Source organism: Aeromonas sp. 96A, from assembly GCF_051919165.1.
GTDB lineage: Bacteria > Pseudomonadota > Gammaproteobacteria > Enterobacterales > Aeromonadaceae > Aeromonas > Aeromonas veronii.
Genome location: NZ_JBQBFE010000001.1, coordinates 4,698,725 through 4,716,406, shown reverse-complemented (window position 1 = coordinate 4,716,406; position 17,682 = coordinate 4,698,725). Strand labels below are relative to the sequence as shown.

The window sequence follows — 17,682 nt, the reverse complement described above, 5'->3', positions numbered from 1 at the left end:
CTCGCTTGGCAAGGGGCGCATGAGCAGAATGTGAAGCCAATAGACGTCCATAGAACCCGCAGGCGGGATTTACCAAGGCAGCGGCTGACCTTTGAGATCCAGCAGCTGACCCGATTGGGTCAACGATAACCCCTCGATGAGATTGAGCAGCTTCACCGCCACCTCGGCAGGCTCCTGCAATTGCTCCGCAGGCAACTCGCTCAGAAAGGGGGTATTCATCGGGGAGTCCATCAAGCCGGGCGCAACGGCCACCACCCCTGCTTGCGGGAAACGCTGCGTCCACTCAAGGGCCAGGGTTTTCACCCCCATGTCGAGGGCCGCCTTGCTCATCCGGTAGCTGTAACGTCCCCCCTCCAGATTGGCGGTGATGGAGCCCGCCAGATCAGAGATGGCACAGAGCCACAGCGGATGGTCATTGCCCATCAACCGACTGAAACGGGCAGCCAGCGCCAGCGTTGGCCAGGCATTGGCCAGCAGGCTGTCGCACAGCCACTTGGGGTGCACCTCTTCGACCCGCCGCTCTGGCATAAAGCTGACATCGTGCAACAGGCCGATGGTGTTGATCACCACAGTGGGAAGCGGATCGGTGTCGTAGAGGGTAAACAGGGCGTCGAACGAGATGGCGTCCACCTCTTGCAGCGGGAAGAAAGCCCCCATCTCGATCCCTTTTGGATAGGTGCGCCCGGCAAGAAGGAAGGACTCCCCCCTTGCCATCAGCTCTCTTGCCAGCGCCGAGCCCAGCGCACCACTTCCGAGGATCAAGTAGCTCATCGCCCATTCCATGGAGACTTATCTTGCTTAGAGCGTATCAGAATAATCAACCGGCCGTGACACGACCAAAGGGTAATATGCCCCTCATCACGCTTCCCCCAGATGGCGACCAAACTCCCGCGCCAGCGCCAAGTCGAGAAAACCGTCCGCTTTCTTGTGGGTGCGCAAAAACTGGTAATAGGCGAGCAGGGTGACCAGTGCCTCCTCATCGGGCAGCCCCACCCCGGGTTGCTGCTCGCCCAGCAGTAGCTGCGCCGCTGCCAGCGCCTCCCTGTCTACCACTTCCGCCTGACGGTAAAGATAACCGCAGCCGGTTGCCAGCCACTCCAGCGAGCAGTTGGCCCCCATGGCGATCTGGTTGGCCCGCGCCAGGCCAGGCTCGGCTCCCTTCAAATATTTGCGGATCAGCGCTTCACTGAGCCCAACCTTGCGGGCAAACGCGCTCACGCTCATCTCCCCGATCAGGCTCTGCAAGCGCTCGGCAAATCCTTCCATCCAACTCTCTCTCCTACTCTGCGATCAGAACCAAAGTTCGAATCATGCCATTGCCCATTATTGCTTTGCCAGCCACATGAGGCCAAGATGCCCGCAGTCATCTATGTTGCACATCGTTTTGGCATCGTGTTTTTCAAGGAGTCAACCATGTCTGTATCCCGTGTCGCCCTGCATCCGCAAGGCCCCACCTTCTCTCGCCTCATCATGGGTTACTGGCGCCTGATGGAGTGGCAGCTCTCTCCGGCCGCTCTGCTCGATCTGATGAAATATCATCTGGATCTGGGGGTCACCACCATCGATCACGCCGATATCTATGGTGGCTACCAGTGCGAAGAGGCCTTTGGTCACGCCCTGCGCCTCGAGCCTTCCCTGCGCAGCCGGATAGAGATCGTCACCAAGTGCGGTATCGCCCTCACCGCCAAGCCGGAGCATGCTCTCAACCACTACAACACCGGCAAGGACCATATCATCGCCAGCGCCGAAGCCTCGCTGCGTAAGCTCGGCACCGACCATCTGGACCTGCTGCTGATCCACCGCCCAGATCCCCTGATGAACGCAGATGAAGTGGCCGACGCCTTTATCACCCTGAAACAGGCGGGCAAGATCAAGCACGCCGGGGTATCCAACTTCACCGCCCGGCAGTTCGAGCTGCTGCAATCGCGCCTCCCCTTCCCGCTGGTCACCAACCAGCTGGAGATCTCGCCGCTTCATCAGGAAGGGACCCTCGATGGTACCCTGGATCAGTGCCAGCAGCTTGGCATCAAGCCGATGGCCTGGTCATGTCTCGGCGGCGGCCGACTGTTCAGCGATGACGCCTATGCCCCGCTGCGTGCCGAACTGGAGCAGGTCCGTCAGGAAGTGGGCGCCCAGACTATCGAGCAGGTGGTCTACGCCTGGGTAATGATGCTGCCAAGCCAGCCGCTGCCATTGATTGGCTCCGGCAAACGAGAGCGGATTGCTGCCGCCGTGGCCACCGAATCCATCGTCCTCAATCGCCAGCAGTGGTTCCGCATCCGCAAGGCGGCGCTCGGTTACGACGTCCCCTGATCACAGCAAAACGTCCAGAAACAAAAACGGCATGGGGGAAACCCATGCCGTTTTTTTATTGCCGAGGTACCTTAGCGGTGGCGCTGTTGCGGGCGACCACGGGGAGCATCTGTCTTCGGTTTGGCCTGGTTGACGGTGATGGTACGGCCACCGACTTCTGTGCCATGCAGACCAGCGATGGCCTTTTCGGCATCACCATTGACCGGCATTTCAATAAAACCAAACCCCTTTGACTGGCCGGTATCGCGGTCGATGATGATATCAACCTTGTCGACCTGTCCAAACTGGCTGAACAGGGTTTTCAGTTCGTCGGCCGTCATCCGGTACGACAGATTTCCTACGTAAATCTTCATGCCATCCACTCTCGATTCAAGGTGCCTTCTCTATGCAATTCCCAGCATAACGGTAAGGGCACAACCCCTATGCCGGACCTGCCATGGCTTCATGCCGTGGCCTTCTCCACACTGTCGTCAAGTGATTGATCTCTTGGGTTAACAGTGCAGACAAGATCAATTCGAGTCACTGGCAGTATCTGAGCTTTGCCGGGAATTGTCGAGAAAATAGTCGACTCAGGCCGATTGCAGATCTGACAACCGTTGCGTCAGCATCCGGCGACCGTGCCAGGCCCGTTTAAAGCCGAAGCGATAGACAGACGGGCTCACCAGATGCAGCTCCCCCGCCTTGAGATCCAGCAAGGCCATGGCCGCCGCCAGCTCCTCTTCACTCAGTTGCAGATCGAGGCTGAAGTCGAGCCACTGGCCGTCGTGACCCACTCGCCTCTCTCGTTCGAGCGCCACCAACTGACTGCGGGGCAGTGCCAGCGCTTCATCCTTGTTGCCATTGAGCAAATAGATATGCTGTTCATCCCACCCCAGCTCCGCCAGGCGCCAGGGCTGCCAGCTGCGGGGAAGCGACACCATGATCCCGGTGATGCCACCAAAGACCACGCCCACCCAGTTGAGCAGCGCCATGGCGCCCCAACCATCCCACAAGGAGGCCGCCACCACGCCCCAACTCACCAGCAACAGCAGAAAAATGACGCAGCGATAGCGAACCGCTGGCGGCATCAACAGCTGCACCTGGGAACCAGCAAGCAAGGATGTAATACGCATGAAAAGCTCCTGTCATCACGAAATGGCGCCATTGTGAATAGCCATCAGGGTGCTGACAAGGGGGTTTTCTTTGTCATCCCCCTATAAAATCAATACCATGGCGTAAATGATTCTCAGTGGAACCCGCTTCTTGACCAGCTCGCAACCCTGTGTGCGCTTTTGTGGCGTTGACAAATTCTATGGCGATTTTCAGGCTCTTCATCACATCGATCTCACCATTGAACGTGGAGAGAAGTGGGTTATCTGTGGCCCGTCAGGCTCGGGAAAATCGACCCTGATCCGCACCATCAACGGGCTGGAGGGGATCGACGACGGCCAGCTGTTCCTGTTTGGCGAGCCGGTGACCCCTTCCTACCTGCGCCGCCTGCAAGGTCGGGTTGGCATGGTGTTTCAGCAGTTCAACCTCTTCCCCCATATGACGGTGCTGGAAAACCTGATGGTGGCGCCGGTGCATACCCTGGGGTTGCGCCCCCAGGAGGCCAAAGCCCGGGCGCTCGGGCTGCTCGAGCGGGTGCGCATTCAGGCACAGGCCGACAAGTACCCACACCAGCTCTCCGGCGGCCAGCAGCAGCGGGTCGCCATCGCCCGCTCCCTCTGCATGCAACCCGAACTGATGCTGTTTGACGAGCCCACCTCCGCCCTCGACCCCGAGATGATCCGCGAAGTGCTCGATGTGATCCGCGAGCTGGCTGACGAGGGGATGACCCTGATCTGCGTTACCCACGAGATGGGCTTTGCCCGTCAGGTGGCGGATCGGGTGCTCTTTATGGATGAAGGGAAGATTATCGAGTCTGCCCCGCCCGCCCAGCTGTTCAACGCCCCCCGGCACCCGCGCACCCGGGCCTTCCTCGAACAGGTGCTCAGCTATCATGGCTAGGCTCAATCGCCCCCGCCTGCTTGGCTGGTTGTCAGGCACTGTGATGCTCTCTGCGCTACTGGGCTGGGCGCTCTATAGCGGCGCTCGCCAGATGGGCTATGAGTGGCAGTGGCCGCGGGTGTTGCCCTTTCTCGGCGAGTGGGATGAGGGGAACTTTTATGCTGGCCCCCTGCTAAACGGCCTGCTGGTCACTTTGCAGGTGGCACTGCTCAGTCTGCTGGGCACTCTGGCGGTCGGGGTGTGCGTGGTTAGCCTGCGGCTGCTCCCCTCCCGGCTCGGCCCCTGGCTCGCCATCGCCTATCTGGCGCTGGTGCGCACCACGCCCCAGTTAGTGCAGCTCTATATTCTCTATTTCTTGCTGGGCCCCATGCTGGGATTGGCCCCCCTTGCCTGCGCCGTGTTGAGCCTCTCCCTCTATCAGGGCGCCTTCACCGCCGAGGTGTTGCGTGCAGGTGTACAGGCCATTCCCAAAGGACAGTGGGAGGCAGCCCAGTCGCTTGGCTTGTCACGGGCCATCACCCTGCGCAAGGTGATCCTGCCCCAGCTGGTGCGCATCACCTTGCCGCCGCTCACCAACGAGCTGGTCTCCCTTATCAAACATTCGGCGCTGGTGAGTGTGATCGCCATCTTCGATCTAACCAACGAAGGGCGTACTCTGGTTGCCGATACGTTTCTGACCTTTGAGGTGTGGTTTACCGTAGCTGCCCTCTATTTGCTGTTAACCCTGACGCTGTCAGCCTGTTCGCGGGCGCTGGCCCGTCACCTGAATCCGGATCAACAAGGACGCTAACCATGAATTTATCGTTCAAAACCGCCCTGTCGGGCGCTGCCCTGCTACTGACAAGCCTGCTCACTCCCGCATTGGCACAAACTGCCCCTTCCGACACCCAGGCGCAGATCGAGCAGAGCGGTACCCTGCGGGTCGGCATGTCCACCTTCGCCCCCTGGGCGATGCGCGACAAGCAGGGGGCCCTGATCGGTTTCGAGATTGACGTGGCCCGTCGCCTCGCCACAGATAACGGCTGGCAGGTAGAGTTCGTGCCTACCGCCTGGGATGGCATCATCCCCTCCCTGCTGGCGAAAAAGTATGACGTCATCATCGGCGGCCTCACCATCACCCCCGAGCGGGAAAAGAGCGTGCGTTTCACCCAGGCCTACTCCCATTCGGGGGTGCAGCTGGCCGCCTCCAGCACCCTGGCCAAAGAAAAGAAAACCGTGGCGGACTTCAACCAGCGCGGGGTGATCCTGGCGGTACGTCGTGGCGCCTCACCGGTACAGGTGGCAAAAGAACACTTCCCCAAGGCCACCCTGCGCCAGTTTGATGACGAGTCACAGGTATTTCAGGAGGTGCTGAACGGCCGCGCCCACGGCGCCCTCTCCTCTTCCCCGAAACCCGAGCAAGAGGCGCTGCGCCACCCCGATGCCCTCTTTATGCCGTTTGCCGAGCCGTTGGCACAAGGCGATGAAGGCTTTGCCCTGCGCAAGGGGGATGATGCCCTGGCTGAACAGTTCAACGAGTGGATCGCCGCCCGTCAGGCCGATGGCTGGCTCAAGGCGCGCCATGACTACTGGTTCAAGTCGCTGGCGTGGGAAGCGCAGGTCGCCAACCCCTGATGCTGATTGCTCTAAAAGAGACCATCCGGCGCATCGTCCGTGGGCCATGTCGGAACATCAACTGGCTGGATGGGGCGATCGCCCTGATCCTGCTGCTGGCTGGCCTCTGGCTGGCCAGCCGCTTGCACATCGGGGTAGCCTATCAGTGGCGCTGGCATGAGGCCTTCGATCTGCTGTTCACCCCTGGCCCTTACGGCGAGTTGCCCTACTTTTTCAGCGGTCTGCTCACCACCTTGCGCATCGCCCTGCTCGGCATGGTGCTGGCGCTGCTGCTCGGCACTGCGCTGGGGGTAGCCGCCTTCAGCCGCCGCCCCTGGCTGGTGATGCCCGCGACCCTGTTTATCCAGCTGATCCGCAATCTGCCGCCGCTGGTCTTTATCTTCATCTTCTACTTCTTTATCGCCAACCAGCTGCTGCCTGCGAGCGGCCTCTCACGCTGGCTCGGCACAGTATCACTCTCCCCGTGGCAAGAGGCGCTGTTTGGCCCATCTGCCCGCTGGGAGAACCTCATCTCAGGCACCCTCTGCGTTGGCATGATCAGCGCAGCCTTCGTCGCCGAGATCGTCCGCGCCGGGCTGGCCGCCATCCCCCGTGGCCAGTGGGAGGCGGCGCAGAGCCTCGGGCTCTCTCCCTGGGTGCGGCTGCGCCATGTGATCCTGCCGCAGGCCATGCTGCTGATGCTCCCCCCCTCACCGGCCAGCTCATTGCGCTGGTGAAAGATACCGCCATCGTTTCCCTTATCTCGGTGCAGGAGCTCACCTTCGTCGGCACCGAGATGGCCAACTCCAGCGGACTGGTCTACGAGATCTGGCTGCTGGTGGCCGCAGCCTATTTATCTATATGTTTGAGTCTGTTCGTATTGCTGAGCCGACTCGAAGCAAGACAAGGAGCACGCACATGCTGACGTCCCTGTTGCTGGCGACCGTATTGCAGGCAGAAGCCATCGGCGGTTATGCCGCCGGTTGCCTGAAAAACGGCGTATCCCTGCCCCTTGAAGGGCCGGGTTATCAGGTGATCCGCACCAAGCGGCTGCGCTACTACGGCCACCCCGACCTTATCCACTACCTGCAGACGCTGGCCAACCAGACCCGCATGGCCGGGCTGCCGGATCTCTACATCGCCGATCTGGCGATGGCCCGGGGCGGCCCCTTTACCTCCGGCCATCGCAGCCACCAGACCGGACTCGACGCCGATATCTGGTTTCGCATGGCCAACCGTCCCATCAGCAAGTGGGAGCAGGATGCCCCCAAGGAGTGGGCGCTGATCGACGAACCCAGCTACAAGATGTTGCCGGGTCGCTTTGGCCCCCAGCAGCTCACCCTGCTGCGGCTTGCGGCCAGCAAACCCGAAGTGGCCCGCATCTTCGTCAATCCGGTGATCAAATCCGCGGTCTGCCAACAGGCTGGTAACGAACCCTGGGTCGCCAAGCTGCGCCCCTGGGTGGGCCACTTCAGCCACTTCCACGTGCGGCTGCGCTGCCCGGTCGGCAGCCCAGATTGTGAACCCCAGGCTCCCATTCCGCCCGGCAATGGCTGCGGGGAAGAGCTGGCATCCTGGCTAAAAGACAAGCCCCAGCTGCCCAAGCTCTCCGGCATCAACAAGCGACCTGAGCTACCTGCGCGTTGTGGCAACTGACCCCAAGCTGGTATGGTGGTGCACTCTTGGTCGTACACCATCCATGGCGCACTATCGACTCGAAATACCAAAGGAGAACAACAAGATGGCCACATCACTCTGGCGCAGAACCACGCAGAGCCTGTTGACCCTGACCCTGCTGCTCGGCCTGACCGGCTGCGGCATGAACAATATTCCGACCCTGGACGAGCAGGTCAAGGCGAGCTGGGGGCAGGTTGAGAACCAGTATCAGCGCCGTGCCGATCTCATTCCCAATCTGGTCGCCACCGTCAAGGGGTACGCCAGCCATGAGCAGGAGACCCTAAAGGCGGTCACCGATGCCCGTGCCCGGGTCGGCAGCGTGCAGGTGAGCGATCCTGCCCAGCTCAAGGAGTTTGAAGCGGCGCAGAACCAGCTCTCCAGCGCCCTCTCTCGCCTGATGGTGGTGGTAGAGCGCTACCCCGAGCTGAAAGCGGATCAGCAGTTCCTTGCCCTGCAGGCCCAACTGGAAGGAACCGAGAACCGCATCTCGGTGGCTCGCCGCGACTATATCGAGGCGGTGCGCCAGTTCAATACCGAGATCCGCACTTTCCCCGGCGTTATCTGGTCCAAGCTGCTCTACTCGGATCTGGAGGCCAAACCCAGTTTCAGTGCCAAACCCGGTGCCGATGAGGCGCCCAAGGTCAGCTTCCAATGAAGATGATGCTGCGCTGGTTTCTTCCCTGTCTACTGCTCTGGGCCAGTGCCCTGCAAGCGGCGCCGGACTTCCCGACGCTGAGCGGACGGGTGGTGGATGAAGCCAGTCTGATGTCCCGCAAACAGGCCCATCAACTGACCCAACAGCTAGCCGCCTTTGAAAAGCGCAGCGGTATCCAGCTGGTGGTGGTCTCTGTCGACAGCCTCGATGGGGAGACCATCGAGGAGTACGGCTACCAGCTCGGTCGCCACTGGGGGATCGGCCAGAAAGGCAAGAACAATGGCGTGTTGTTGCTGATCGCCCAGGATGAGCGCAAGGTGCGGATCGAGGTGGGATATGGGCTGGAAGGCGCCCTGCCCGACGCCATCGCCGCCAACATCATCCATGGCCGCATCCTGCCCGCCTTCAAGCGCGGCGATATGGTGGCCGGGATCATGGCGGGCAGCCAGAGCATCATGAAGGCACTCGCCGGGGAATATCAGCCGGTCGAGCAGCCAAAGAGTGACAACGGTGGCGGCCCCTGGCTGTTTATTCTGGTGGTGATTGCGATGATCGTGCTCCACAACCTGCGCGGGGGTGGCGGCGGTGGGCCGGGAGGACGACGTCGGTCGACCTACATGGCTGGTGGATTGGGTGCCGGCTCCTTTGGTGGTCGCTCTGGCGGCGGATTCAGCGGTGGCGGCGGCAGTTTTGGCGGCGGCGGAGCCTCCGGTGGCTGGTAACAGGAGTAAAGAGACAAATCATGATTTCTAAACAGTTCTTCCACACGCTTCAGGCCAAGGTGCGCGAAGCGGAGCTAGAGACTGATGCTGAACTGGTCACCGTGCTGGCCCCGGCCAGCGATGGCTATCGCTACATTCCCACCCTCTGGGCGGCGCTGCTGGCGATGCTCACCCCGCTGCTGGTGTTCCAGCTCGGCTTCTGGCTAGGCTGGTATGAAATCCTGCTGGTGCAGTGGTCAGTCTGGCTGCTGCTGAGCCTGCTGTTCCACTGGACCCCCATCAAGATGCGGCTAATCCCGAAGAAGGTTCGCCAGCACCGGGCGGCCCTGATGGCCCGCCTGCAATTTGTCGAGCAGGGGCTGCACCGCACCCGCGACCGGCTCGGGGTGCTGATCTTCGTCTCGGCCGCCGAGCACTATGTAGAAATACTGGTGGATGACGGCATCGCCCAGCATATCGACAACGGCCAGTGGCAGGAGATCATCGACGACTTCGTGGCGCGAGTGCGCAACAAGGAGATCGAACAAGGTTTTCTGGAGTGCGTTGAGCGCGTTAGCGCCATTCTGACCGATGCCTTCCCGGCCACCCGGGATCAAAACGAGCTGCCGGACAGCCTGATCATCCTCGACAAGCCCTGATCCGGTTTAAAAAACAGGCATTCTGCGCAAGCGTTAGGCATTCGGAAAAGATTATGAAAAATAAGGGGAAAAGAGGTTGACCCACACAGCCCTTTCCCCTAAATTACGCCCCGTTCCAGCGCAACAGCGCAGCGAACGAAAATTTGGTGAGGTGTCCGAGTGGCTGAAGGAGCACGCCTGGAAAGTGTGTATACGGCAACGTATCGAGGGTTCGAATCCCTCCCTCACCGCCAAATATAACCCGTTGAATTTCAACGGGTTTTTTCATTTCTAGACTTACGTGATTTTTTTCCTGGATCAACTGGGTGGAACAATCATGTATCTGAGTAAAAATGCCTCCGGCACCTACTACACTCGTCTCCCGCTGCCTAAGTCATTACGTGACCGTGGCTTGCCCTTCGCTATCCGTACTTCCCTTTGCACCAAAGATAGGCAGCTCGCCGTAGACCGCAACCTAGCAGTGGCAGCTCGTACTCGTGCACTAATCGCGGCTACCCCTGCCGATACTACACCCCGCAGTTTCTATCGCTGGATCCGCGCCGATCTAGACGCTTTCAAAGCTGCGGGATTTGCTGCATCTCTTACGCCCTCCCAATCCATTGCTTCCCCCATCGAGTCCTCGACTTGCCCCGCCAAGGGGATTGCCCTTACCCAGGCGTTGACACAGTTTCTCGACGCCAAATCGAGTGAGGGGATCCAACATAAATCCGTGGGCCAGCTCCAACTTCGGATCAACGCCTTCGTCACCTGGGCCAAAGGGGTCAAAGCCGATCAGGTGACCCCAACCTTGGCGCAGGAGTACCGCAACATCTTGCTGCGCAAGAGCGACATCAGTTTCAAAACTAAGACCGATTATCTGGCAGCCCTGAAACAGTTCTTCCGTTGGTGCGTGGCACTGGACTATTGCAGTCGTAACCCTTTCGATGGGCTGACGGCAGGTAAAAGACCGAGCAAACGGGCGGATGAAGAGCGAGTGCGCTGGCATCGCCCTCAACTGGCCCAACTGTTTGCCAGCCTGCGCAGCAAACAATCCCAGAAAGGCAGAAAGTTGAAAATTCAGGACTGGTGGGTGCCCCTGCTGTGCCTATACGCAGGGTTGCGGCCTTCCGAGGCCTGCCAGCTCAAAACTCAGAACATCAAACAGGTTGAGGGGATTTGGTGTTTGATGGTCGATGCGGGAGAGGCGGATCAGCAGCTCAAAACCGTCAATGCGTACCGTACCGTGCCACTGCACAGTGCGTTGATCGGACATCAATTCCTGGACTATGTGGAGAGTCGTCGCAGTCAAGGGAAGGTATTTTTGTTCGATGACCAACCATCAGGCAAAGACGACGACTGGGCGCATAACATCACCTGTCGCTTCCAACGCCACCTCAATGAGGCTGGCATCGTAGGTCAGGGCCGTCCCACGCTTTACGGGCTGCGGCATACCTTCATCGATGAGTTACAGCAGGCGGATGTCGCTGAGCATGTTGTAGCCGAACTTGCGGGACACAGTAAAAACGGCCTGACGTTTGGCCGCTATGGCAAACGTGTGAACATTAGGCTGCTGAATGAGAAAATCCAATCCCTTCCTACCGACCTGATACCCCACCACCTGCTGTCAGGGGGAAAATCACCGTAAAGATGACGCATATTTTTTGGGTAACAGGGCTGTCTCCCCCCCATGAAAAAACCAATATGAGGCATTTCTCGGCGGTTTAATGGGGCGGGCATGGCCCTATCTTCATGATTTATAATGATTTTAAGCACATTGGAAAATATTTAAAAAACCTAATAAAAATATGTTGACATTTCTTTTTCTTTGTGGGTTATTTTCATTGACGAGTGGTCCTCAATCGTTGTAGTATGCTGATAAAGCTGCTAACAAGGACATAACAACGACAGTAAACACGAAGGATCGAAACGAAATGAATATGGCGTAGAACACACCGACACGTTTATCTCGTTCAAACAAGGGTTATCACCCCTTCAGATTTAAAAAATACCACCAATATCACAGCTATCTTCGATACGCTGAACGGGTTTTTATTACCCAAATTCGGGTGAAGTGAATAACACATGGTATTTGCTTGATGCAATGTTGAGTAAAAATCTGACGGGAACATTTGATTATATCGATTAAATGACATCAGCTATCGCTAATGTATACTTGGCATTTGACAAATTAACAGGATTTTGAGGTGAAACTTATCTGTTTATAGCGTCACAGAGTAATTTATATCGCTGTTTTTAGGTGCACTATTACCCTCTCGGTATCGATGCGTGAGCATCACGTTTTGCTATTGCTGTTTTTGTAATTGAAGGAGTATTTATAACTGTAATGAGGGTAATTATGAACAAACAAACCAATAAAAGGACCGTTCAAAAACAAAAAACTAAACACAACACTGTGCGTTCAGTCATTGTTGATGAGCATTCACTGGCGGCAGCCATTCGTCAGCACCTGGAAATCAAAAAATACCAGTATGCGCAGACAACCTATGACATTTCGAAGCGTAAAGCAGAACAGTTGATAAAATGGATTGGTGATAAACCGCTGACGTCATATCGTGCGAGTGACATTGAACTACTCGTAGTGAAATTTTGCAACAAAAAATATAAAGGAAATACCATTAACCAATATTTGGATATATTGAGACAAGTCTTTGCACGAGCTGTCAGCGATGGTGTTATTCATACCAGTCCAATGGATGGCATTAAAAAATGTAAATTTGAGGTGGACGAACCTGATCCATTTTATCAATACGAAATTAAGGCATTTCTCGCCCTGAAAAGCACCCATTTGCTGGAGGTGTCACTCATCCAACTCGGTATCTCTACGGGTCTGCGCATCAGTGAGTTAATGGCGGTCAGTGCGGAGGCGGTCAATCTCGACAAGCAGACCTTATTGGTTGACCTTGCGTTGGTTGATGGGCAGTACAAAACGCCCAAAACCAGGGGATCTATTCGCACGATAGAGCTGTCAGAACAGGCTGTTGGATCTCTCAAGACCCTGATGAGGCTAGCGGAGCATCGTAAGGCTAAGAAGATTACGGTCACGAGGTCGGACAATCGCACTCAGATGAGTGAACAACGCACCCTGCTGGCTTACTACAGCGCCAAAAGGCGCAGTTATGCCTCGGTTGATGAGTTCCGTGAGCGGTTTTTCAGGCCGTTCTGTCAGGCTGCTGGGGTGCGTTATCGGGGGCCATCTCAATTTCGGCACACCTATGCAAGCCAACTGCTCTCGGCGGGGATCAGCATCGAGTGGATAGCCCGTCAGATGGGGCACACCGGTACAGAAATGGTGGTACGCCATTATGGCAAGTGGTTGATGGAGGACGCCCCTGATTATAGGGGTAGGGCTGACACGGTATTTAATGCCTGTATGGCTGGTCAGCAGGCTCAAGTTACTGTGCCGAGCTGTAATCAAAAAACTGAAGATAAAAACACAGAAAGCGAATTCGATGTCGACGCATTACTGGCAACTCCTGCTGTCATGCAGAGATTGATGAGTGTTTTAATGCAGCGAATTTCTGTGGCGCAGTAAATCACTGTCTACATCACGCATTCAGCATTAATTTAAAACTAAATCGCACCTTTAATAAAGGGATCCACGTCGTGGGTGGGGAAATCCTGCCCACTATCTAAAGAAGGCGTTATTCAAGCGCTCTGGGAGATGACCGAATGGCTACACAGGCAACGGAAAAGGAATATGAAAGACTGGCAAAAAATCATTATGAAATCCTAAAGGAAAAGGGCCTTAATATCACAGCAAAAAACATTGCGGATGAATTGTTGGCTCGCGCTTCAAAATGCAGTCCTGGCTATTGGCGAAAACTGCGCTGTGCACTGGTATATCATCAACAATTGTTGAATTTTCCCGACGCGGCCGAGCGAATTCAGGCCCTGAGTAGGCCAGATATACCGGTTAAGGCAAAACAAAAAAGAGTTAAAAAGGTCGATAATGATGATCTCGTTGCACTGATTCAGTATTTTAAGGCGCGTAATGACAGCGCTATGTTGGCGGCCATATTGTTGTTTATGCGCGCGGGGATAAGACCTGCTGAACTAGCCACCATAACTGCGCAGGGTAATCGGCTCACCGTTATCGGAGCCAAAAAAAGTCATGATGGCAAACGTGGTGCAGATAGGGTCTTACAGTTTGACACGCTGTCGCCAGAGAAATTGCAACTCATGGTGACCGAGGCAAAGAAAGCAAAAATTGGCTCATTGCAGGACAGGCTGCGTGCGGCGGGCAAAAACCTCTGGCCGGCGCGAAAATCGCTGCCGACCTTTTACAGCTGGCGCCATCAGATGGGCTCTGAGCTCAAAGCGTCTGGGCTCGACCGGCAGCGCATTGCCTACATCATGGGTCATCAGGCAACGTCTTCTGTGGACAAATACGGCAATCGTAAATCCGCTAATGGTAACGTGTTACCCACTTGCCCAGCGGATGCTGACCTGAGCCATATCAGGACAACGCACGCCGAGCTTTCTGTGGATAACAAAACTCATCGCCAGGTAGCTACACCCACAACAGTGGCTGAGCCTTCGCCGAGCGCAGATTCAACTGCCCCAACAACGCCGAGAGGCATGGCGGCATTCATCAATCGGCATCGCGATGCCGATGACGACTTATCCCGATAAGGGAGCGGCTACAGGGGGACAGCCTTGCTGCTATCACAGCATGGCAAATCCCCCCTGGGGCGCAACCGTAAGAACGCCTTCGTCGCAACCATAAGAACGCAGAGCCAACACAGCGTAAGAACGCGGGGTAAAACATTCTTACGAACGTAAGAATGTGGGTGTGTCGAGGTTACGAGACCGGAACCCCCGTAGGTTGCGCAGCGACCGGAGTGGGGTGGAGAACCCATTTTTATGGAGGGTATGAAGCGATTAATATGGCATGACAAAGGAGCCGAATATAGGGGTCAAGGTGGAGTCTGACGAGGCACGAGGAGGAACTACCTTGATGCCTATATATCGGTGACGGTCATCCATATTGATGGCGAAATACCAGACATAAAAAATGTTTAGATGATTATTTGTTATTACACAAAACGCAGCCATAACATCGCTTGGTGCTGATCAATCGAGGGCGTTTACATCACAACCAGTATCTAACCAGCAGAATTTATGACAGCCGAAAAGGCACCATATTGTTTAACAACATAGAGGAAATAGATGAAAATTCTAAACGAAATTTTGGCAATCATTTCAGAACACCCGCGCACCGGATCTAGCAGGGTGCTGGCTGCTGCGTTGGCATCGGCATGTAACACTCAATACACAGTGTCATTGCTCGATGTGTCTGTGAGGCTCGATGAAAGTGGCAGGCGGCTGGTTGAGCGCCTTGCTCGGATCACTCTGGAAGCCGATTATTCGAACGATGCACAGGATCGGGCGCTCCAACGCCTTCGGGCGCTCGGGCTCATTTGCTGATCGAGGACAGACGACCAATGCCACCATTGTTGGTGGCATTTTTATACCTGATTATCCATGCCCTTCATACTGATAGCGCAATATCAGACATAAAAACACTGTATCTGCAACAACACGGGGTAGTTAATTATACATATACGCATGATTAGCTTATGCATATATGTAAACGATGAGACATATCAACATAGTACTAAGTCACCACAATAATATAGGTATGTTTATGAATAATGAAAAACATTATAATTTCAGTCCTGCTGCTGGATTAATTTCCAGCCAGCAACGCCCTAATTGGGTGGTGGATAATCTGATTGAAAAAGGCGAACAGTGGATTATTAATGGCTCGCCCAAAACGGGTAAATCGATGCTTGCAACGCAGTTGGGCTTGGCTGTAGCCAGCGGTAGTGTATTTTTAAATTGGGAAATTAAAAGGCCAGCGCTCGTATTGTATATGGATTTTGAGGTCAATGACAGATTGTTTTGGCAGCGGTACTACACCATGTCGGAACAGACCAACTTGGGAGATGCAAAAAACATTAAAACATTCTTGCGGTGCGGCGATTATAAATCGACTGATGTATTAGATCCTATGGCATCACAGGCAATAATAGATATTGTCAACGACATTCAACCGGATTTGATCATCTGGGATGTCCTCGCTCGGATGCATAATGCAGAGGAAAACAACAATGGCGAAATGGGTCAGGTGATGCGAGCCATTCGAAAAATCAGCGGCGCCGCTGCACACATCATCGTTCATCACGCCAGAAAGGCTTCGCCTAATGCAGGTGGGGTTAACGCTGGCGTAATGAGCATGCGAGGAGCTTCTTCGATTCATGGTGAGGCCGATGGCGTCATCTCACTGGGGACGCGAGAGGGGCAAGGGGCTCGCTACAGCCTGACGTTCAGTGCGAGGGCGGTTGAAACACCTGACGAAATACTCCTTAATCGTATTGGGCTGACATTAGTCAGTGCCATCGGGGAGGAGCGCGACAAGCTGATGGATGGGCTGCTGGAGGCGCTGGGAGGCCAAGCGGTGATTTCTGCCACCACATTGACCGAGAGGTTTTGCCAGTATTTCTCTGTAAAAGAACGGCAGGCAAAAAATTACATAAAAAAATGTGTCGATAATGGTTGGGTGACAAGGGGGGCGACATCTGAACGGACTGAATATGTATTAACAGATGGCATTGCTATCGCACATTTAGCAGATTCATCCACATCCGCCAATTAATTGGATGCAATGGTGCAATGAACTACATATATATAAGTATTGCATGTGATATATTGCACCCCCTTAACAATCCCCCGGCTCGATGAGGATAAATCTGCTCTTATCCTCATCGGTTGACATCTCGAAAATAAGTAGGTATGAAAGCATTAAACATTCATTTTAAAAAGTCTAGCCCCCCCGTTTGTTTTCAAATCCAAAAGGAATTTTTTCATGAAAACAAAAAATGGTTTTTTTATGTTACTAGCTGAAATTGAACTTCATGCTGCCTCTTTTTCTGTGCGTTATCCTCCTTATCGCCATTTGTAAAAAGGCGTCTCATCGGAAAGCCGTCTTTACTTTCATAAATTCCACATAGAACTGCGTTCTATGTGAATATACGATCCAGAGTTTAGCAATGCAGGCCGGTCAATAGGAACTCATCTCAGTGTATTAACAGTCAACTCTGTACTCGTTAGGAGAGACCCGTCGGCCAAGTTACTGGCGCGGGTGCGTTCAAGATACGAGAAAATTGTACTTATAAGCACCCCAGTTTTTCGGGGGGATTACCGCTCCATGCGAAGAGCAATCAATGCATCCACACCAAAAAATTCAGCCCGGCAAGGGTGGCCTGCCGGGCTGTGGGTGACTGACGAGCTGATAACTCACGTCAACAAGCGATTAGCCATCCCATCCAGCCTCGCTTTGGTCTTTTCCCAACCGGGCATCACCTGACCCATCAGCCGGTAAAAGTGCTCGCTGTGGTTGTGCTCGGCGATATGGCAGAGCTCGTGCAGGATCACGTAATCGATACACTCGCGGGGTGCTTTGACCAAATGTGGGTTGAGCGTGATCCGGCCATGGGGGGAACAACTGCCCCACTGTGTCTGCATAGTCAGGATGCGTAGTGCTGGTATGCCCGTGACCCAGATGGCTTGATCCAGCATGGCGTTGAGGCGTCTGGCAAACACCTCCCTGGCACGGGCCTTGTACCAGTCAGCAAGCAGTGCCTGGACTTTCTCGGCTCTCTTTGCGCTATCAGTGACTGGACTCCTGACCGACACCTCCAACTTGCCACGCAGCATTTTGACCCCCTGCACCGAATCAGGGGCTTCGATCACCTTGAGCAGGTACTGCTTGCCGAGGTAATAGTGACTTTCCCCACTGATGTACTGGCGTGGGGTGACGTGCTCCAACTGCTGGCGAAAGTCGCGTAACTGTTCGTAGATCCAGCGTCCGCGCTGCTTGACCGCTGCGAGAACCGCATCATCAGCCGCCTCACGCGGGGCCGAGACCACGACGCGGCAATCGGGATGCACCTTGATAAGCACCTTGCCGCTAGCCTGTCTCCGTTGCACCCGCTCGAAGGCGATCCGCTCATCGCCATAGCGAAAGCTAAAGGATGGAGCTGGAGCCTGGGCCTGAGCATCGCCCTTGGCCCGAATAGGCACATTCATCTGA

20 protein-coding genes and 1 tRNA gene are annotated in these 17,682 nt (G+C 55.4%); 16 read left to right on the top strand and 5 right to left on the bottom strand.

Annotation, left to right across the window (positions count from 1 at the left end; all coding sequences use genetic code 11):
* Nucleotides 1-69: 69 nt before the first annotated feature.
* On the bottom strand, nucleotides 70-771 hold the full coding sequence (locus tag ACTG2W_RS21840; RefSeq protein ID WP_106844497.1) for a short-chain dehydrogenase: 702 nt from the start codon (nucleotides 769-771) through the stop codon (nucleotides 70-72).
* 87 nt (nucleotides 772-858) lie between these two features.
* Nucleotides 859-1,266, bottom strand: a complete 408-nt coding sequence (locus ACTG2W_RS21835; RefSeq protein WP_005351138.1) for a helix-turn-helix domain-containing protein — start codon at nucleotides 1,264-1,266, stop codon at nucleotides 859-861.
* A 147-nt stretch (nucleotides 1,267-1,413) separates the two neighbouring features.
* Between ACTG2W_RS21835 and ACTG2W_RS21830 the strand changes: the two genes are divergently transcribed.
* Nucleotides 1,414-2,313: an aldo/keto reductase gene (locus ACTG2W_RS21830; RefSeq protein ID WP_106844540.1), complete on the top strand. Its 900-nt coding sequence runs from the start codon at nucleotides 1,414-1,416 to the stop codon at nucleotides 2,311-2,313.
* A 71-nt stretch (nucleotides 2,314-2,384) separates the two neighbouring features.
* Here ACTG2W_RS21830 and ACTG2W_RS21825 read toward each other — a convergent pair whose 3' ends face one another.
* The gene (locus ACTG2W_RS21825; RefSeq protein WP_005337180.1) at nucleotides 2,385-2,666 is read right to left on the bottom strand and encodes an RNA recognition motif domain-containing protein; all 282 of its coding nucleotides are present in this window, start codon (nucleotides 2,664-2,666) and stop codon (nucleotides 2,385-2,387) included.
* Between the two features lie 216 nt (nucleotides 2,667-2,882).
* A complete protein-coding gene (locus tag ACTG2W_RS21820) occupies nucleotides 2,883-3,425 on the bottom strand; it encodes a hypothetical protein (RefSeq protein ID WP_106844498.1) in 543 nt (180 codons plus the stop codon).
* Between the two features lie 106 nt (nucleotides 3,426-3,531).
* On the opposite strand from ACTG2W_RS21820, the gene ACTG2W_RS21815 reads away from it, so the two are divergent.
* From ACTG2W_RS21815 to ACTG2W_RS21745, 15 genes are all read left to right on the top strand, one after another.
* Nucleotides 3,532-4,302 carry an amino acid ABC transporter ATP-binding protein gene (locus tag ACTG2W_RS21815; protein WP_075115892.1) on the top strand — a complete coding sequence of 257 codons (771 nt, stop codon included), beginning with the start codon at nucleotides 3,532-3,534 and terminating at the stop codon, nucleotides 4,300-4,302.
* The gene (locus ACTG2W_RS21810; RefSeq protein WP_106844499.1) at nucleotides 4,295-5,092 is read left to right on the top strand and encodes an amino acid ABC transporter permease; all 798 of its coding nucleotides are present in this window, start codon (nucleotides 4,295-4,297) and stop codon (nucleotides 5,090-5,092) included. The genes ACTG2W_RS21815 and ACTG2W_RS21810 overlap by 8 nt, the downstream gene beginning before the upstream one ends.
* Before the next feature lie 2 nt (nucleotides 5,093-5,094).
* Nucleotides 5,095-5,916: a transporter substrate-binding domain-containing protein gene (locus tag ACTG2W_RS21805; RefSeq protein WP_106844500.1), complete on the top strand. Its 822-nt coding sequence runs from the start codon at nucleotides 5,095-5,097 to the stop codon at nucleotides 5,914-5,916.
* Nucleotides 5,916-6,632 carry an ABC transporter permease subunit gene (locus tag ACTG2W_RS21800; RefSeq protein ID WP_440016532.1) on the top strand — a complete coding sequence of 239 codons (717 nt, stop codon included), beginning with the start codon at nucleotides 5,916-5,918 and terminating at the stop codon, nucleotides 6,630-6,632. Before ACTG2W_RS21805 ends, ACTG2W_RS21800 begins: the two co-directional genes overlap by 1 nt.
* Nucleotides 6,629-6,820: a hypothetical protein gene (locus tag ACTG2W_RS21795; protein ID WP_440016531.1), complete on the top strand. Its 192-nt coding sequence runs from the start codon at nucleotides 6,629-6,631 to the stop codon at nucleotides 6,818-6,820. The genes ACTG2W_RS21800 and ACTG2W_RS21795 overlap by 4 nt, the downstream gene beginning before the upstream one ends.
* Nucleotides 6,814-7,551: a penicillin-insensitive murein endopeptidase gene (mepA, locus tag ACTG2W_RS21790; protein WP_106844502.1), complete on the top strand. Its 738-nt coding sequence runs from the start codon at nucleotides 6,814-6,816 to the stop codon at nucleotides 7,549-7,551. The genes ACTG2W_RS21795 and mepA overlap by 7 nt, the downstream gene beginning before the upstream one ends.
* A gap of 85 nt (nucleotides 7,552-7,636) precedes the next feature.
* Nucleotides 7,637-8,227: a LemA family protein gene (locus ACTG2W_RS21785; RefSeq protein ID WP_005346564.1), complete on the top strand. Its 591-nt coding sequence runs from the start codon at nucleotides 7,637-7,639 to the stop codon at nucleotides 8,225-8,227.
* Nucleotides 8,224-8,949 (top strand): TPM domain-containing protein, encoded by a 726-nt coding sequence (locus ACTG2W_RS21780; RefSeq protein WP_005351128.1) that lies wholly within the window; start codon nucleotides 8,224-8,226, stop codon nucleotides 8,947-8,949. Before ACTG2W_RS21785 ends, ACTG2W_RS21780 begins: the two co-directional genes overlap by 4 nt.
* Before the next feature lie 20 nt (nucleotides 8,950-8,969).
* Nucleotides 8,970-9,587 (top strand): TPM domain-containing protein, encoded by a 618-nt coding sequence (locus ACTG2W_RS21775; protein WP_005337196.1) that lies wholly within the window; start codon nucleotides 8,970-8,972, stop codon nucleotides 9,585-9,587.
* Between the two features lie 145 nt (nucleotides 9,588-9,732).
* Nucleotides 9,733-9,820, top strand: a tRNA-Ser gene (locus ACTG2W_RS21770).
* Nucleotides 9,821-9,903: 83 nt separating this feature from the next.
* Nucleotides 9,904-11,211, top strand: a complete 1,308-nt coding sequence (locus tag ACTG2W_RS21765) for a tyrosine-type recombinase/integrase (protein WP_223920732.1) — start codon at nucleotides 9,904-9,906, stop codon at nucleotides 11,209-11,211.
* A 711-nt stretch (nucleotides 11,212-11,922) separates the two neighbouring features.
* Nucleotides 11,923-13,119, top strand: a complete 1,197-nt coding sequence (locus ACTG2W_RS21760; protein WP_064340047.1) for a tyrosine-type recombinase/integrase — start codon at nucleotides 11,923-11,925, stop codon at nucleotides 13,117-13,119.
* A gap of 137 nt (nucleotides 13,120-13,256) precedes the next feature.
* Nucleotides 13,257-14,219 carry a site-specific integrase gene (locus ACTG2W_RS21755; RefSeq protein WP_106844505.1) on the top strand — a complete coding sequence of 321 codons (963 nt, stop codon included), beginning with the start codon at nucleotides 13,257-13,259 and terminating at the stop codon, nucleotides 14,217-14,219.
* A 537-nt stretch (nucleotides 14,220-14,756) separates the two neighbouring features.
* A complete protein-coding gene (locus ACTG2W_RS21750) occupies nucleotides 14,757-15,014 on the top strand; it encodes a hypothetical protein (protein WP_016351021.1) in 258 nt (85 codons plus the stop codon).
* A 220-nt stretch (nucleotides 15,015-15,234) separates the two neighbouring features.
* On the top strand, nucleotides 15,235-16,245 hold the full coding sequence (locus tag ACTG2W_RS21745) for an AAA family ATPase (RefSeq protein ID WP_438375012.1): 1,011 nt from the start codon (nucleotides 15,235-15,237) through the stop codon (nucleotides 16,243-16,245).
* A 641-nt stretch (nucleotides 16,246-16,886) separates the two neighbouring features.
* Here the strand turns inward: ACTG2W_RS21745 and ACTG2W_RS21740 are convergent.
* The gene (locus tag ACTG2W_RS21740; protein ID WP_042650479.1) at nucleotides 16,887-17,678 is read right to left on the bottom strand and encodes a M48 family metallopeptidase; all 792 of its coding nucleotides are present in this window, start codon (nucleotides 17,676-17,678) and stop codon (nucleotides 16,887-16,889) included.
* Between the last annotated feature and the right edge of the window lie 4 nt (nucleotides 17,679-17,682).

Bases quoted from the DNA above. Each gene is read 5' to 3' on its own strand.
- ACTG2W_RS21840 (WP_106844497.1), bottom strand. From the start codon at position 771: ATGAGCTACTTGATCCTCGGAAGTGGTGCGCTGGGCTCGGCGCTGGCA.
- ACTG2W_RS21835 (WP_005351138.1), bottom strand. From the start codon at position 1,266: ATGGAAGGATTTGCCGAGCGCTTGCAGAGCCTGATCGGGGAGATGAGC.
- ACTG2W_RS21830 (WP_106844540.1), top strand. From the start codon at position 1,414: ATGTCTGTATCCCGTGTCGCCCTGCATCCGCAAGGCCCCACCTTCTCT.
- ACTG2W_RS21825 (WP_005337180.1), bottom strand. From the start codon at position 2,666: ATGAAGATTTACGTAGGAAATCTGTCGTACCGGATGACGGCCGACGAA.
- ACTG2W_RS21820 (WP_106844498.1), bottom strand. From the start codon at position 3,425: ATGCGTATTACATCCTTGCTTGCTGGTTCCCAGGTGCAGCTGTTGATG.
- ACTG2W_RS21815 (WP_075115892.1), top strand. From the start codon at position 3,532: ATGATTCTCAGTGGAACCCGCTTCTTGACCAGCTCGCAACCCTGTGTG.
- ACTG2W_RS21810 (WP_106844499.1), top strand. From the start codon at position 4,295: ATGGCTAGGCTCAATCGCCCCCGCCTGCTTGGCTGGTTGTCAGGCACT.
- ACTG2W_RS21805 (WP_106844500.1), top strand. From the start codon at position 5,095: ATGAATTTATCGTTCAAAACCGCCCTGTCGGGCGCTGCCCTGCTACTG.
- ACTG2W_RS21800 (WP_440016532.1), top strand. From the start codon at position 5,916: ATGCTGATTGCTCTAAAAGAGACCATCCGGCGCATCGTCCGTGGGCCA.
- mepA (WP_106844502.1), top strand. From the start codon at position 6,814: ATGCTGACGTCCCTGTTGCTGGCGACCGTATTGCAGGCAGAAGCCATC.
- ACTG2W_RS21785 (WP_005346564.1), top strand. From the start codon at position 7,637: ATGGCCACATCACTCTGGCGCAGAACCACGCAGAGCCTGTTGACCCTG.
- ACTG2W_RS21780 (WP_005351128.1), top strand. From the start codon at position 8,224: ATGAAGATGATGCTGCGCTGGTTTCTTCCCTGTCTACTGCTCTGGGCC.
- ACTG2W_RS21775 (WP_005337196.1), top strand. From the start codon at position 8,970: ATGATTTCTAAACAGTTCTTCCACACGCTTCAGGCCAAGGTGCGCGAA.
- ACTG2W_RS21765 (WP_223920732.1), top strand. From the start codon at position 9,904: ATGTATCTGAGTAAAAATGCCTCCGGCACCTACTACACTCGTCTCCCG.
- ACTG2W_RS21760 (WP_064340047.1), top strand. From the start codon at position 11,923: ATGAACAAACAAACCAATAAAAGGACCGTTCAAAAACAAAAAACTAAA.
- ACTG2W_RS21755 (WP_106844505.1), top strand. From the start codon at position 13,257: ATGGCTACACAGGCAACGGAAAAGGAATATGAAAGACTGGCAAAAAAT.
- ACTG2W_RS21750 (WP_016351021.1), top strand. From the start codon at position 14,757: ATGAAAATTCTAAACGAAATTTTGGCAATCATTTCAGAACACCCGCGC.
- ACTG2W_RS21745 (WP_438375012.1), top strand. From the start codon at position 15,235: ATGAATAATGAAAAACATTATAATTTCAGTCCTGCTGCTGGATTAATT.
- ACTG2W_RS21740 (WP_042650479.1), bottom strand. From the start codon at position 17,678: ATGAATGTGCCTATTCGGGCCAAGGGCGATGCTCAGGCCCAGGCTCCA.